Here is a 14,546-nt window from a genome sequence, read left to right as displayed (position 1 = left end):
CAGTGTCAATACTCATTCCACTCGCGGGCCGCACCCGTGCGGCCTCACATGGCTTCGAACAACGCCGCCATCCCTTGCCCCCCGCCGATACACATCGTCTCCAGTGCGTAGCGTCCGCCACGGCGACGCAACTCGTGCAACGCGGTGGTGAGGATGCGCACCCCGGTCGCGCCGATGGGATGCCCCAGCGAGATACCAGAACCATTGACGTTGAGCCGATCCGCGACCTCGTCGTCGTTGAGGCCCCAGCCCTTGAGTACCGCCAGAACCTGGCAGGCGAACGCTTCGTTGAGCTCGATCAGGTCGAGATCGTCGAACGACAGGCCGGTCCGGTCGAACAGCTTCGCGACCGCCGGTACCGGGCCGATACCCATGGTCGCGGGTTCGCAGCCGACGGCGGTCCATCCCGCCAGCGCCCCCAACGGGGTCAGGCCCAGCTTGCCGAGCATGTCTTCCGCAACGACGAGGCACGCGGCTGCCGCATCGTTCTGCTGGCTGGAGTTACCGGCGGTGACGGTGCCGCCCGGCATGATGGTGCGCAAGGCTCCGAGCGTCTGCGCCGTCGAGCCGGCACGGACGCCTTCGTCGACACTGAAGCTCACCTGTTCCCCGCGGCGTTGCGGCACCTCGACCGGAATGACCTCGTCGTTGAACCTGCCGGACTGCCAGCCGTCCGCTGCGCGCTGGTGGCTGCGAACAGCGAAGCTGTCGGCCTCTTCCCGGGTGATGCCGAAGCGCTGCGCCAGATTCTCCGCGGTCTCGACCATGCCGCTGATCGGGCCGAAGCGCCACGCCGGTTGTGCGCGCTCCCTGCCCCGGTCGAGGCGGTCGAACAGGGTGACGTTCCCGGAACGGCTGCCCCACCGCATGCTGGTGGTGTAATGCTCGATGGAGCTCATGCTCTCCACACCACCGGCCAGCACGACATCGGCCGCGCCGGTCTGCACCATCATCGCGGCGGTCACCACCGCCTGCAGCCCGCCTCCGCACCGGCGGTCGGTCTGCAGCCCGGGCACCCCGATCGGCAGCCCGGCGTGCAAAGCGGCCCACCGCCCGATGCACGGCGCTTCGGAGTTCGCATAGGACTGCGCGAAGACGACGTCCTCGATCAATGCCGGGTCGATACCCGACCGTGCCACGACCGCCTTGATCACGGCGGCGGCAAGGTCTTCGGCCGGCACCGAACGGAGTGTTCCGCCGAAGGTGCCCACCGGCGTGCGCAGTGGAGCGACTATCGTGGCACGTCTCATATTCCTGCTCCTGTGTTCTCGATGGCCGCTTCCAGCGAACGCCGGTGATCGGGATGGGCGATCGCGAGCATCCGCATCTGACGCTGCCGAAGCGGCTGCCCTCTCAGGTCCGCGATCCCGAACTCGGTAACCACGAACCCGGCGTCGGCGCGCGCGGTGCTCACGGGGCCGGACAGCCGCGCGACGATCCGGCTGACCTCACCCGCGGTCGACGGCAACGCGACGATCGGCACTCCCCCATGCGAGCGCGCCGCGCCACGCAGGAAGTCCGCCGCGCCGCCGACGGCCCCCGCATAGATCGAGCCGATCCCCTCGGCGTTCACCTGTCCGGTCAGATCGACCTCGATCGCGGAGTTGATCGCGACGAGCCTGTCTTGCGCGGCGAGTACACCCGGATTGTGCGTGTAGCGGGTGTGCCGGAGTTCCAGCGCGGGGTTGGCATCAGCGAAAGTGAAAAGCCTGCGCGTACCCATGAGCACCCCGGCCACCGACTTGCCGCGATCGAGACTCTTGCGAGCGTTGGTGATCACCCCGGTCTCCATCAAATCCGCCGCGGTGTCGTTCATGAGTCCGGAGTGGACGCCCAGGTCGCGACGATCGCCCAGTTTCGCGAGCACGGCCTCCGGCAGCGCGCCGATCCCGAACTGCAGCGTCGCCCGGTCCTCGATCAGCGACGCCACGTTCTCCGCGACACGGCCGGTCCGGGCGTCACAATGCCGGGCGGGCATCTCGGCAGGCGCCCGTGATGTGCGCACGATGACGTCGAGGTCCCCTTCGGACAGCCGCCGGGGACCGCTGGTGCGTGGCGCCTGGTCGTTCACCTCGGCGATGACGACACGCGCGGTGTCGATCGCCGCGGACACGTAGTCGTCGGCGAGCCCAAGGCTGTACTGACCATGTTCGTCCGCGGGCGGCACCTGCAGCATCACGACGTCCGCGCGCAGCGGCCCGCGGCTGAGGAGGTCCGGCAGCATCGAATAGTGACAAGGCAGCACATCCAGCACACCCGCCCGGTACAGGTCCCGGTTGCCGCCACTGCCGCAGTAGGACACGAACGACACCTCGTCTCCGTGCTCTGGACGCACCGTCGCGGACGCGGGAATTCCCAGGAAGCAGCGAAAGCCGCCGATAGCCCGCCGCTGCCGCATCAGCCGTTCGGTCAGGCTCAGCGGCTCGGCGCAGGCCTGCCCCCACACGACCAGGTCGCCTTGGCGGACAAATCGCGCCAGGTCGAGCGCGTGGACCCCGTCGGCAACCTCCGCCATCAGCGGCCGGGCTCCTCGCGCCAGCGGTCAGCCGAGGGATCGAGGATCTGCCGCAGGTGTCCCTCGGGGAGCCACACGACGGTTTCCAGCTCCAGCGCGTCCAGATAGCGGACACGACCGGTGCGGCGATCCTCCAGCCTGAGTCGTGGGCCGTTCGCGGCCATGTCGACGTCCACCGCGACCTCCGCGAACTCACTCCCGATCACGTGCGGCTGAACTTCATTACCGGGTACTTCGGACATTCGCCCTCCCATGATCGATCCGTCAGATCAGGAACGTCATGGATGGCAGCGCCTGATCACCGTTGACGAGCAGCACCTTCTTGTAGGCGAGCCGGATCTCGCCGTCGACAACACGCAGGCGATAGGTGAACCGACCGACCCACAGCTGCACACCCCGGGTGCGGGACTCGGTCACCAGCCCGTTGGCACCGACGATCGTGTCAGTGCCTTCGACGCCGAGCACCTCGATGTTGGAGATCACCCGCCGCAGAGTGGACGGCGGCGACTGGGCGTACCGCTTACCCGTGCGCAGCTGTTTGAGCCGGGTGGAAATGCGGGCGCGATTGTCGTAGATGATCGACATCCGTGTCCCTGGATCGATGGAATCGTCGCCGGCCGGCACCCAGTACAGCGCGTCGTCAGTCCACAACGCTTCCCAAGCGTCGTAGTCGTGCTCGTCGGCGTAGCGGGCCTCACGGTAGAGAAACTGCTCGATCTGCCGGAGATCGAACTCGGTACCCGTAGTCGCGGTCAAGGTGGTCCTCCTGTTTCTCGCCTCACCGGCTGCCGGTGGACGCGGATAACATCCGGGGTGCGCGGGTTCCGCTCCGGGTGGTCTCTCGAAGCTGGGAGCGACATGGCTCGCGGCCCGGCACCACACACACATCCTCCCCACCTTCTAATATCAATTAGAATAGTTGCCGGAAGCCCGCGGCACAACAAGCAGCGCAGGTCAGCCATACCTCAGCGCCCGCGAAAAACCGGGGCGCGCCGTTGACCGAACGCAGCGATCCCCTCGGCGACGTCGTCGGTATCGAACAGCTGCTCCTGCAGCACCACCTCGCGCCGCAGCACCTCCCGGAGGTCGACCGGCCAACCTGTGAACATCGCCTTGACACCGGCCAGCGCCAGCGGCGGCGCGGCCGCCATCACCGCCGCGTCGGCCAAGGCCCGGGCCAGCGCCTGCCCGGGTTCGGCCACACAGTCGGCCAATCCCATATCGAAGGCCTCGACACCGGAGAGGCGACGGGGCAGCAACATGAGCTGGCGAGCCACCGCGACCCCGACCCGGGCCGGCAAGCTGGCGAAGATACCCATGTCACCGGCCAGGCCGACGCTGGTGAACGCAGGGTTGAACGTGGCGTTCGACGCCGTGACGACCCGGTCGCAGGCGATCGCGAGCGAAATTCCCGCGCCGAACGCGAAGCCCTCAACCGCCGCGATCACCGGTTTCGGCCCGCTCCAGATCGCGCTGATCACGCGTTGAGCCGCCTGGGCCCGTGGCCGGGCTTCCTCGGCAGGCTGTCGTCGCATGGTCGAAATGTCACCGCCGGAACAGAAGGTGCCGCCGTTGCCGGTCAGCACGACCACTCGCACCGCGGAGTCAGCCATCGTCGACTCCAGCGCCTCGGCGAGCCGGACCCGCAGCGGCATGTCGATCGCATTGCGTTTACCCGGACGATTCAGCGTCAGCTGCGCAACGTGGTCGACGGGCATGCTGACCAGGACGGTCTCCTCCCCTGCCGGTTCTACTGGCGCGCTCACATGAACCTGCCGCCGCCGACCTCGAGCACGGCTCCGGTGATGTAACTGGACAGATCACTCGCGAGGAACAGCACCGCCCCAGCCACTTCCCCGGGTTCTCCCGCGCGTCTCATCGGAATCGCGGCCTCCCGCTCGGCGAACGCCTGCGGCGACATGGCCGCGGTCATCGCCGAGCGGATCAGCCCCGGCTGCACCGCGTTGACCCGCACGCCCTTGTGGGCGAGCTCCTTGGCCGCCGCCTTGGTCAAGCCGACAATGCCCGCCTTCGCGGCACTGTAATTGGTCTGGCCGGCATTGCCGGATTTGCCCGAGAGCGACGAGATGTTCACGATCGAGCCGCGCCCGGCCTCCCGCATCACCGCCGACGCCGCACGCACACCGAGCCAGCTCCCTTTGAGATGAACATTCATGACCGCCTCAAAGTCGTCGACGCTCATCTTGCGCAATGAGGCATCCCGGGCAATTCCAGCGTTGTTCACGTAGATCTCGAGCGATCCGAACTCCTCGACGGTCTGCCGCACAACCTGCTCGACCGACGCCTCGTCGGTCACATCGCAGGCCAGTGGCAGCAGCCTGTCCCCGCCGATTCCGGCAGCAGCCTGTCCGGCCAGATCGGCAGCCAGATCGACCAGCACGACCTTCGCTCCATTTTCGTGCAGCAGCCGGGCGATCGCCAAACCGATCCCCTGTGCGGCGCCCGTGACAATCGCCGTGCGCCCTGCCACCAGATCCGCGCCCATCGGCTCACCTCCCACCCAGCGATGACGCGGGCGATGGACTCGACGACACACGCCGACGTCTCACTGCCGGCATCTCGATCACGCTCGTCACGGCGAGCAGCACCGCTTCCGCCAACGGAGTGACGTCACTCATCCGCGGCTGAACAGCTACACGCATCGGGGAAACCAGACGCATCCTGGTGATTCCGCGACCCAGCGCTGTCCGAACACCATCGCCCCGGCAGATCTGAGCCCAGACACGCGACACCAACCCCTGTGCGATGGCACCGCCGAATGGCCCGGTCTTCCGCCCCTCGGCGGGCCGTCGGCCACCACCGCCGGCCCGCGCACGCGCTTGAGTTACGGCATCCTCGATGCCGAAGTTGCCGACGAAGATCCTCATCACGCCACCATTCAGCTGTTGACATTTTAAAATCTAGAATAGATTCTAGGGTTAACCGAGTCAACCGGATGGCGAGCGACGCAAGGGAGGACGTCATGGATCTCGGCCTGGCCGGAGCACGCATCCTGGTCACGGGCGGTGCATCGAACATCGGCCGTGGAATAGTGCACGGTTTCGCCGCCGAGGGCGCACGGCTGGCGATCTGCGACGTCGACGCCGAGCAGGCCGAACGCGTGCGGGCCGAGGCGCTTGAATGTGGCGCGAGCGCGGCCGTCGTGGTGGAGCAGGACCTCACTGAGGATGGAGCGGGTGTCCACGTCGTCGAACAGGTTGTGAGCCGTTGGGGTGGCGTCGACACGTTGGTCAACAACGCGGGCTGGACCGAACCCGCTTACCTCGCCGAGGACACCGACCGCGGCAAGTGGCAGCGAACGGTTGAGATCAACTTGTTCGCCGCCATCGACTGCACCCAGGCGGCTATCGCGCAGATGCGCACGACTGGTGGCGGGTCGATCGTGTTCATCTCCAGCGACGCCGCGTTCGGCGAGGTGCGCCAGGGTATTTACGGCACGGCAAAGGCAGGTCTCATCGCGCTGGCGCGGACCGTCGCCAAGGAGCACGGCCGGCACGACATCCGGTCCAATGTGGTCTGTCCCGGTCTTGTCCTGCCCGACGGGCCGAGCGCGGTCGGCACGAACAGCCTGTGGACAGCCGGGCGTGACAAGATCTTCACCGAGAAGCAAACCGAAGGACTGCGGAAGCTGGTCCCCTTGCGCAGGCTGTCCACCGCCCGCGATGTCGCCCATGCGGTCGTGTGGCTTTCCTCGCGACGCTGCGCACATCAGATCACCGGCCAGGTGATCTCGATCAGCGGCGGCTACTCGATGCCGTGACGAACCCATCGGGCTCGTTGAAGCCTCGACGGACCGGCCATCCGCGCGCGCCTCGCACAAGCGGCTGCCGGGCCCTTCCCAGGGAGGAAAGCGGGTCTCGATCTTTTAATCCGTAGGTTGTGGGTTCGAGTCTTATCTTGAGGTCGAACCACGAAATGCCTGGTCAGCTACCAGATCGCCTGTGGTAGAGACCCTACTACGGGGACGCGGCTAGCCGCCGCAGGCGCGCACGAAGATCGGATACTTCTCCGCGTAGCGTCTCGTTTTCCTTGGCTAGCAATGCGTTGCGGGCGTTCGTCTTGTTGAGACGGTCAATGACGACGTCGAGCTGGACCCTCAAAGAAGCCGCGGATGCTGCATCGTGGCTGGAACGGGCTTTGCGTCGGGCGGCAGCGATGCGGTCACGCAGTTCAGAATGCTTGCAGGGGAAGCTTTCGGAGACGTGAGCCTCGGCGGCGACGCTGGCGAACGTCACCGTCCCGCCGCGGGCGACGAGCGTCGTGACGGCTCGGTGTGCCCGCGCGATCGCGTCGGCGGAACGGGTCGCCGCAGCTTCCCGGAGCCGTTCGACGCGCTGTTCGCGATCCACGTGGTCAGGCACTCGCGTCTTCCTCCTGCAGATTCGGGTCCTGCCCGAGGACCTGGTCAAGCCGATCGAGCGTCGTCTGGTTGAGATCCACGACCGCCTGCTCGCCCGACTCGCGGGCGTCGGAGATCAGGGTCTTCAGGCGGATGCGATGGGCCTGGTGGTCTCCTCGACTCCCTCGCCACTGGGCTCGAAGAACGAGCAATCCAGGCACGGGTTCGGCCGGAAGTCACACGACATGTTCGCCGGCAGCTTGCAGCCTCCGTTGGGCAGCACGACCGAGAACTTCTCGCGCAGGCGTTCCACCTTGGGGTCCAACCGTGATGCAGCGGCCGTCTTGTTCTGCTGCCGACGGAACTCGTTTGCCTTCTTGGTCAGCGTCTCATCTGTGATCTTGGCGTAGAAGGAGGTCATCGTGGCGGAGATGTGCCCGAGGAACCTTGGACCTCGGGCTGTGACCAGTTGTTGTTCAGCAGTGCGGTACCGATTGTGTACCGGTAGCGGTGAATCTCGCCGCCGCTGACAACCTCGCCCGTGAGGGCAGACCGGCCGCCGTGTTTGGCGAACAAGGCCTTGACGTGAACACCGCGTGGACGGCGTCCTGTTGGGCTCGCATCTCCGCGGCGAGGTCGTCCGGGATCGGGAACCGGCGCCAGCTGTCCGTCTTGGTCATCCAGTACTCGACCCAATAGCCGCCTCCTGGGTTGTGGTGCAGCACGTCGAGCGGCATGGCGATCAGCTCGCTGATGCGCGGGCCGGACCACCGAGCGAAGCGCAGCATCATACGAACGGTCGCATCGACGTCGGGATCTTGAATAATCGTCTGGTCGATCTGGGCGACATGTCGGCCGGATAGGGACGCGGATTGCGGGCTGACAACGACGGAACCGATTCCACGGTCGATTGCCATCGACAGTCTGGGGGACGACCGCGTCGCGGTCACCACAGCGCAAACCAGCTGCCGCGTTCGCCGAGACGACCGTGTTCACGCGCCGCTCCGGCGGGAACGACCCGAGCGTGGTCGTGACCGTCCCGCGCGGAGACGGGGCGGGGGCGTCCGTCGCCTCCCGCCCCGCGGCCCCACCGGTCAGCGGCGGTGGAACTTCACGACGCTGTCGTTGCGGGTCCAGCGGCCGTAGAAGGCCCAGTTCCGATAGCCGCCGTCGCCCTTGCGGACGAACTCGCCGTCGCCCTTGAAAACCACCCAGTGGTAGTTGCTGAGTCCAAAGAGTTCGCCGCAGGGCGTCGCCCTGACCGTGCCCGAGGAGACGATGCCGTTGAAGCGGCTGGACTTCCGGGCGCTCTCCTTGTAGACAACGATGTTCTTGGACTTGTCGGACCCGAAGCCCTGCAGTTCGTCGATCTTCGTGCTGAGGTCGCAGGGGTTGATGTAGTCGCTCGCCGACGCCACCTGCGGGGCCGCGACGGACAGCGTGCCGGCGAGCACGAGCATAGTGAGGCCCTTGGCCATTGTCTTGGTCTGCATCTCGCGATGTCCTTGTCTGGAGGGGTTATCGGGGGAGGAACTTCACGTACTTGTCGTTGCGGTTCCAGCGGCCGAAGAAGGCCCAGTTCCGGTAACCGCCGTCGCCCTTGCGGGTGAACTCACCGTCCCGGAACACGACCCAGAAGTAATGGACGGTTTCCGGGACTACGGCCGCGCATTGTCTGGCGGTGGCGTGCCCCTGGATTACGATTCCGTTGAAGCGGCTGTGCTGGCGTGCAGACTCCTGCCACACTACGATGTTGTACTTGCCGTTGGTGTCCCAGCCGCGTAGCTCGTTGACCTTCTTGCTGAGATCGCAGCTATCGATACCGGCCGCGGACGCCGCCTGGGGAGCCGCCAGGGTCAGCGCACCGGTGAGCGCGAGCAGCGCGGTGGCGTAAGCCGCGATCTTCTGTCGGACCTTCATTGTTCGGTGTCCTTTCTCGGTGCGGAACACCGGTCAGGGGTGGCGGAAGGTCACGGTCATTCCGTTGCGGTTGAACCAGCCACGGAATCCCCAGTTGATCCAACCTCCGTCACCGGTGTTGGTGAATTGCCCGGCTTCTGTGATCCACAGGCCGTAGCTGATGCTTTTGTAACGGATGTTCGCATACATCCGCTTTCCCTGAAGTCGCTCGTTGTAGCCCTGGCTGAGGTTCATGACAATGACGTTGAAGCGCCTCCCGCTTACCGTGAAGGCCGTGTCGACCACACGCTGGACGAACTTTCCTCGATCTTTCTCGTCAATGTTGCTGATCGCGTTGGCGACCCGGATACCGTTGGCGCCGTTGTCCAGGTGCACGGTGACGGACGGCTTGTTGGACGCCACCACGACGGAGGCGGACTGTTCGGCTGCGGCGTGCCCGGGGACCTGCGCTCCGAGCATCGTGAGCGCGGTGATCGGCAGGGCGACGAGCAGTGCCTTGAGCTTCATCTGTTGTCCTCTCGGAAGTCGGCGGTCAGCACGCGCGGTCACGGCCTGCGGAAGTTGACCGTCATTCCGTCGCGGTTGAACCAGCCACGGAAAGCCCAGTTGATCCAACCGCCGTCGCCGCGGTTGGTGAACGTGCCGGAACTGAAGACGATGACCCGGAAGGCGGGATAGTCGCTGCCGTGGACGGTGGCGTCGTAGACGATGTTTTTCAGATTCGCGGTGTAATTGTGACCCGCCTTGATCACCATCACGTTGTACCGCTGGCGGGCATCGTAGAAGGAACCCTCCATCAGGCTCTTCACGTAGCCGGAGCGGTTCTGGTTCTGCGCGATGGCGGCGGAGATGATTGAATAGAGCTTTCCGGTGATGTTCACGGTGTTCGTGACGACGTCAACCGAGATGCCGAGGGCGGCCATCTCACTTGAGATCACGGCCGGCGAATGCTGCTCCACGGGTGCGGCCTGGGCGGTGGCGGCGGGCAGCATGATTCCGGTAACGGTGGCCGCGCCGAGGAGCAGCGCGGTTATCTGATTGCGGATGGGATGCATTTCGTTCTCCCTGATCCCCTTGCCCGGCAGGATTGCCGAGGCAGAGAAATCATTTCCTGCGCACGGATAGCTTTCAAGTGTTCACCACTGCTCACTGCGACTCACCAGTGCTCACCTGGCTGCGGGCAGACGGGTATCCATTATGGGAGAAAGAGCAAGGGAATACGGAATTCGGGTCGCTGGCGGTCAGAGCCGCGTGCGCGTGGGGCCGGCCGGGAGGTGGCTCGGCTCGTGCTCGGCGCGCGTCCGGCTCCTCCAGAGGAGATCGCAGATCTGTTGCACTCCGGCGGTGAGATGCCTGCGGTAGGTGCTGAACGGCAGGGCGAGCCGCTCCGCGGTTCCGGCCTGGGTCGTGTTGCCGTTGAGGTAGGTCGCGGTCACCACGCGGTGGTACTTCACCGTGCGGGCGGTTTCGGCCAGCTGGTGAATCGCCTCGGCCAGCCGGGCGCGCAGCGTGTCCGGCGAGGAGCCGCCGAGACCTCCGGCCAGCGCGAGGTCGCGGAGCAACGGGTTGGCCGCGAGTTCGGCGGGGCTGTGCCAGCATCGCAGCGCGTCCTTGACCGCCGCGTCGAACTCCGGCCGCCGCGATTCCTGGGTGGCGCGGGCGTGGTCGGCGGGGTTGCGCTCCGGCCGGACGCACAGCCGTTGGTCGAGGCAGACCAGCAGTTCCTCGGCCGGGCCCGCCCGCCAGTCGCGGGCGTTGAGGTGGAACGGGATGCCTTCTGGCACGACAGTTCCGGTGTCGGAGAATCCCCAGCGAGTGAGCCAGGCCGGGGTGCTGCCCCGCACGAGCCGGAAGGACCAGGCGGGCCGGTCCGCGTGGAAGGCTTCGGCGACCTGCCGCCAGGAGAGCAGGTCGGTGATGCCCTGAACGCCGCGGGCGGCCGGGTCGATGACCTGCCGCGCGACAACGATGTGCTCGCCATCGGCCAGTGGTCCCGCCTCGGCCACATGGTTCCAGGCGGCGGCCACCGCCGGATCGGCGGCCGACTCCTCCGCCGCGGGTTCGACCAGTCGCAGTCGCTGGAGGAAGGCGATGATCCGGCCGTCGCGGGTGGTCCGGTAGGTCAGCACGGACTCGGGCAGGCGGTCCAGCCAGAACTCGATCACCGGCACGAACTCGGCCCCCCTGTCCGCCGCGGCGACGCCGAGCACCGCGTCCCGGTCCTCCTCGCGGAAATCGTCTTCATAGGTTCCGTCGACGGCGTGCCGGCCGCTTTCCGGCACCGGCCTCTCCGGGCGGTGCAACCGGCAGAGGTGGATCAGCTCCCGGGTACGCGCCATCAGCTGCGCCGGGGACGCCGAGCGAACGCGCTCCAGCAGATGAGTGCGCAGCCGTTGGTGCACCAGGGCGAATCCCTCGGGATCGCGCCAGCGCAGGTCGGCGCCGAGCACCCCGCGCAGCACGTCGCGGAGGAACAGGCCGTGCTCGCCATGCTCCACGAATGGCAGGCACCGCAGCCAGGTGAATAGGGCGGCGGCGTCGTGTTCGGGGAGTACGGCGCGCAGCAGCTCCTCTGTCGTGACCAGAGTGTGCGCGCAGATTTCCAGCGCGCGCCGGTGGACCGGTGTCGGGGCCTCGTCCAGCAGGCGCGCCAGCAGGGTGCTGATCACCTCGGGTGCGGGCGCCCACTCCCCTGAGTGGTCGTCATCCCGGGTGATCGCCTCGGCCGCCAGCCGCAAGGCCAGCGGATGCCCACCGGCGAACCGGAGCACGCTCCCGTGCCGCTCCTCCGGCATGCCGCATGCCCGCAGCAACTCCACCGCGTCGGCCGTCCCGAGATCGTCCAGCCGGGCAACCCGCATGAGATCCGCCCAGGCCGCGTCCGACGTCCACTGTGGACTTGCTGGCTGCCGTCCCGCGATGACCACCACCGTGTCCTCCGGCAGCCGGGGCAGGAAGGTGTCGCGCAACCACGCTTCCTCGTCCTGGCAGTGCTCGAACGCGTCGACCAGCAGCACCGCGGAGTCGTGGCCGAGCACCTGGCTCGCCTCGGCCCGGAAAGCCGCCGGTCGACCCGCGATGGTCTGGCAGTCAAGTTCGACCACAGCCCGGCCCGCGGCGACGGCATCGTCGGCGAACCGGCGAAGCAGCACCGACTTCCCGACGCCGCCAGCCCCATGCAGGAACAGCACCGTGACGCAGCCGGCCTCGCCCGCCAGGACCTCCCGGAACGCGGCCAGCTCACTGGCGCGCCCGACGAAGGCGCGCCTGCGCGCCGCCGAGAGCCGATCCGCCAACAGCACGGGCAGGCGGGAAACGGGGCACGTTCCAGTCGGCTGCGCCATGTGAGGTCATCCTTCGGCTGAGAACGAATCGGCTTCACGCGCCGGCCGCTCGCGCGGGGGCGACTTGATACAGCGTTTCTAGCAGAGCCTTCTCGTTCGGAGATATATACTTTAGGGCAGGTCGCGAAAGCAGTTTCGATGAGAAACTGAAGGGTGGCATTAATTACGATGGGATGAGTTGCCGGCCGTCGCGGGTACGGCTCAACGGCACCTCCGTTGTAGTTCCCGCGCCGATTCGAGCATTTCCGCGTGCATATGAGCACCGCGTAAACATTTGTTCAAGTGCTGCTGCGGAAACGACAACACTAGCCCGATGGGCGGCGACCGCAGCCGCGGTGCCGTGCGCCATGACGAAATTGTGGCCGGTGTTGGTGTCGGCCCGCAGGATGTACGACGGGCGCTGGTGTTCGTCGTGGGTGAGGGTGTCCGGTTCCGCGGTCACCCTGGTCCAGTTCCCCGCCCAGAAGTCGTAGGCGGCGTTCACCAGGTGCAGATCCGCGGGCAGCGCGTGAAAGGGGGCCAGCCACCAGAGCTGCGGTCCGGGGCCGCCTGCCGCATTCAGTGCTTCTTGATCGAGTAAGGCGGGAAAAGGCGTGCCCATGGAGAAAGGTGACCATCTTCGCGCCAGCCAGGATCTAGGTATCGGCAATTCGTCGGAAAGCATCGCCAGCAGCGACTCGTGCCGCTGGCGCCAGGTCTCCGGGATGTCTTCGTCGCTGAGAGCGGTAATAACGTGGCGCAGCGCCTCGTCGATCTCGTCTCGCCGGTAACACACGTAACCGAGTATCCAGTGCATCTCGGCGGTGAGCGAAGGCTCCGTCGTCGCCGTGAGAACGGACCTGACTTCCGCATCCGGTTGCCTGCCCACCCAGAACAACAGCCTGGCCAACATAGCCGAGAGCCCCACCTGATCGACACGCTCGGGCACACCGAGCCCGAGAACCTGGCGAAGCAGCCCGATCGCGAGGTGCGGGCGTTCAGCGGCGACCGTGGCGGCGTTCGCCCGCAGCCATTCGGCGGCCCACGGCGCCATTGCCGGGCCGACAGCGGCAAGCTGTTCGGCTACCCGGACCGCGGGAGCGCTGGCCTCGTCCGCCCACTGAAAGTTGTCCCCGACCAAAACCAGGGGGCCTTCCTCGCACCGCTGCGCCATGAGCTGACAAACCTGGTCCACATCACCGCGCCGCTCCTTGACGTCGGGGAACTCGTCCATGAGCAACATCACGATTCTGGCACCGGGTTCCCCCGCCGTGGCCCAGCAAACCCGCGGTTCGCCAGGAAGCGGGTTCAGTGTCGCCGCGAGCAGTGTCGACTTACCGATACCTGGTTCACCTTCGACCCACACCACGCGGCCGCGCCCTTCGCCGGCGTCCGCGATCGCGCCGCGCAACAGTGCCAGCTCGCTTTCCCTGCCGATGTGCAGGATCGGCAGGGGCGGTACCGGATCGGGTACTCGCCTCGTCATGACAGTGCGTTGAAGTTGTTCGTGCAGTTCGTGCAACTCGGGTCCGGGCTCCAGCCCCGATGCCTCGACGAGATTCCGGTATGCGGCGGTGAACACGTCGATGGCCTCGATGGTGCGCCCGACGCGATGCAGCCCACGTATCAGCAGACCCTGCAGCCGTTCTCGTAGCGGATGCTCGCGGCACAACGGCTCCAGTTCGGCAACCGCCTCGCCGTGGCGGCCGAGTTCGAGCAGGAGTTCGGCATGATGCTCAGCGACGGTTACTCGCAGCCCGGTCAGCCTGGCCCGCTGGGCCTGCGCGAACGGGCCAGGTATCCCGGCGAGAGCCTCGCCGTGCCACCGCGCCGTAGCGGCTTCGAGATCCGCCATCGCGGCTTCCGGTTCGCCCGCCTGACGGTGCTGTGCCGCGCTCGCCCGCAGCGCCTCGAACCGGTGCACATCGATGAGATCGCAGTCGAAAGCGAGCGCGGCGAACAGGGCGCGTCGGTGCCTTGAGCCGAGCTCGACCTCGACCTCACCACGCCAGCAACGGACCGGGCCGAGGAGTTGGAGCCGGTCCACGGCGTCATTTTCGGAAAGCAATAGTCCCCCTGGGTCCGAATCGATGGATCGTGCGGGTCCGGTCGCGTGGGTGGTATTCACGGTGACCTCCGTGAGTCGTCGCTGCGCCCACCCGGAAGGGCAGGCCGGTAGCTCATGAGAATGGGGGGATCCCGGCCGCACGAGCTACCGGCTGGTAGTGACGCGTTAGCTGGTCACCAGGACCGGGCGACCCCCCCTGCGAACAGGGGCATCTTGTCGGGGGTCCAGTCGACGAGGTAGACGGTCAGTTTCGCCACGTCGTCGAAGGAGCCGCCGACCTCGGCCAGCGCGGTGCCGAGGTTGAGGTAGCACTGCTCGACCTGGGCGGCGAAGTCGCCTTCGCCGACTTTGCCGCCGTCG

Annotated in this window: 17 protein-coding genes; 1 reads left to right on the top strand and 16 read right to left on the bottom strand. The window is 66.7% G+C overall.

Annotated elements, in window-relative coordinates; all coding sequences use genetic code 11:
• Positions 1-44: 44 nt before the first annotated feature.
• From VGP60_RS36970 to fabG, 6 genes are all read right to left on the bottom strand, one after another.
• Complete coding sequence (locus VGP60_RS36970) at positions 45-1,250, bottom strand: acetyl-CoA C-acetyltransferase (protein ID WP_327552860.1); 1,206 nt, start codon at positions 1,248-1,250, stop codon at positions 45-47.
• The gene (locus VGP60_RS36965) at positions 1,247-2,515 is read right to left on the bottom strand and encodes an acetyl-CoA hydrolase/transferase family protein (RefSeq protein WP_327552859.1); all 1,269 of its coding nucleotides are present in this window, start codon (positions 2,513-2,515) and stop codon (positions 1,247-1,249) included. The genes VGP60_RS36970 and VGP60_RS36965 overlap by 4 nt, the downstream gene beginning before the upstream one ends.
• On the bottom strand, positions 2,515-2,757 hold the full coding sequence (locus VGP60_RS36960; RefSeq protein ID WP_327552858.1) for a hypothetical protein: 243 nt from the start codon (positions 2,755-2,757) through the stop codon (positions 2,515-2,517). Before VGP60_RS36960 ends, VGP60_RS36965 begins: the two co-directional genes overlap by 1 nt.
• A 22-nt stretch (positions 2,758-2,779) precedes the next feature.
• Positions 2,780-3,271 (bottom strand): aromatic-ring-hydroxylating dioxygenase subunit beta, encoded by a 492-nt coding sequence (locus tag VGP60_RS36955; RefSeq protein WP_327552857.1) that lies wholly within the window; start codon positions 3,269-3,271, stop codon positions 2,780-2,782.
• Positions 3,272-3,480: 209 nt separating this feature from the next.
• Complete coding sequence (locus tag VGP60_RS36950; RefSeq protein WP_327552856.1) at positions 3,481-4,233, bottom strand: enoyl-CoA hydratase/isomerase family protein; 753 nt, start codon at positions 4,231-4,233, stop codon at positions 3,481-3,483.
• Between the two features lie 44 nt (positions 4,234-4,277).
• Entirely contained in the window at positions 4,278-5,021 is a 744-nt protein-coding gene (gene fabG, locus VGP60_RS36945; RefSeq protein ID WP_327552855.1) for a 3-oxoacyl-ACP reductase FabG, read from the bottom strand.
• Between the two features lie 477 nt (positions 5,022-5,498).
• On the opposite strand from fabG, the gene VGP60_RS36940 reads away from it, so the two are divergent.
• On the top strand, positions 5,499-6,296 hold the full coding sequence (locus VGP60_RS36940) for an SDR family oxidoreductase (RefSeq protein ID WP_327552854.1): 798 nt from the start codon (positions 5,499-5,501) through the stop codon (positions 6,294-6,296).
• A gap of 196 nt (positions 6,297-6,492) precedes the next feature.
• Here the strand turns inward: VGP60_RS36940 and VGP60_RS36935 are convergent, their stop codons facing one another.
• The 10 genes from VGP60_RS36935 to VGP60_RS36890 form a co-directional block, all read right to left on the bottom strand.
• Positions 6,493-6,897: a DUF6262 family protein gene (locus tag VGP60_RS36935; RefSeq protein WP_327552853.1), complete on the bottom strand. Its 405-nt coding sequence runs from the start codon at positions 6,895-6,897 to the stop codon at positions 6,493-6,495.
• Positions 6,898-7,020: 123 nt separating this feature from the next.
• The gene (locus tag VGP60_RS36930) at positions 7,021-7,296 is read right to left on the bottom strand and encodes a hypothetical protein (protein ID WP_327552852.1); all 276 of its coding nucleotides are present in this window, start codon (positions 7,294-7,296) and stop codon (positions 7,021-7,023) included.
• A 55-nt stretch (positions 7,297-7,351) separates the two neighbouring features.
• Positions 7,352-7,792, bottom strand: coding sequence for a hypothetical protein (locus tag VGP60_RS36925; RefSeq protein WP_327552851.1), 441 nt, complete (start codon positions 7,790-7,792; stop codon positions 7,352-7,354).
• 177 nt (positions 7,793-7,969) lie between these two features.
• Complete coding sequence (locus VGP60_RS36920) at positions 7,970-8,368, bottom strand: hypothetical protein (protein ID WP_327552850.1); 399 nt, start codon at positions 8,366-8,368, stop codon at positions 7,970-7,972.
• Between the two features lie 25 nt (positions 8,369-8,393).
• Positions 8,394-8,795, bottom strand: a complete 402-nt coding sequence (locus VGP60_RS36915) for a hypothetical protein (protein WP_327552849.1) — start codon at positions 8,793-8,795, stop codon at positions 8,394-8,396.
• Positions 8,796-8,828: 33 nt separating this feature from the next.
• Positions 8,829-9,302: a hypothetical protein gene (locus tag VGP60_RS36910; protein WP_327552848.1), complete on the bottom strand. Its 474-nt coding sequence runs from the start codon at positions 9,300-9,302 to the stop codon at positions 8,829-8,831.
• Positions 9,303-9,340: 38 nt separating this feature from the next.
• Entirely contained in the window at positions 9,341-9,850 is a 510-nt protein-coding gene (locus VGP60_RS36905) for a hypothetical protein (protein ID WP_327552847.1), read from the bottom strand.
• A gap of 186 nt (positions 9,851-10,036) precedes the next feature.
• On the bottom strand, positions 10,037-12,139 hold the full coding sequence (locus VGP60_RS36900; RefSeq protein WP_327552846.1) for an ATP-binding protein: 2,103 nt from the start codon (positions 12,137-12,139) through the stop codon (positions 10,037-10,039).
• A 163-nt stretch (positions 12,140-12,302) separates the two neighbouring features.
• Complete coding sequence (locus VGP60_RS36895; RefSeq protein ID WP_327552918.1) at positions 12,303-14,042, bottom strand: BTAD domain-containing putative transcriptional regulator; 1,740 nt, start codon at positions 14,040-14,042, stop codon at positions 12,303-12,305.
• Between the two features lie 317 nt (positions 14,043-14,359).
• Positions 14,360-14,546, bottom strand: a 187-nt coding sequence (locus VGP60_RS36890) for a RidA family protein (RefSeq protein WP_327552845.1), incomplete at its 5' end; no start/stop codon positions are given.

Source organism: Amycolatopsis sp. (genome assembly GCF_036008905.1).
In the GTDB taxonomy this organism is placed as follows: Bacteria; Actinomycetota; Actinomycetes; order Mycobacteriales; family Pseudonocardiaceae; genus Amycolatopsis.
Note: the sequence above shows the minus strand (reverse complement) of the source record. Positions and strands in the feature narration are given on the sequence as shown.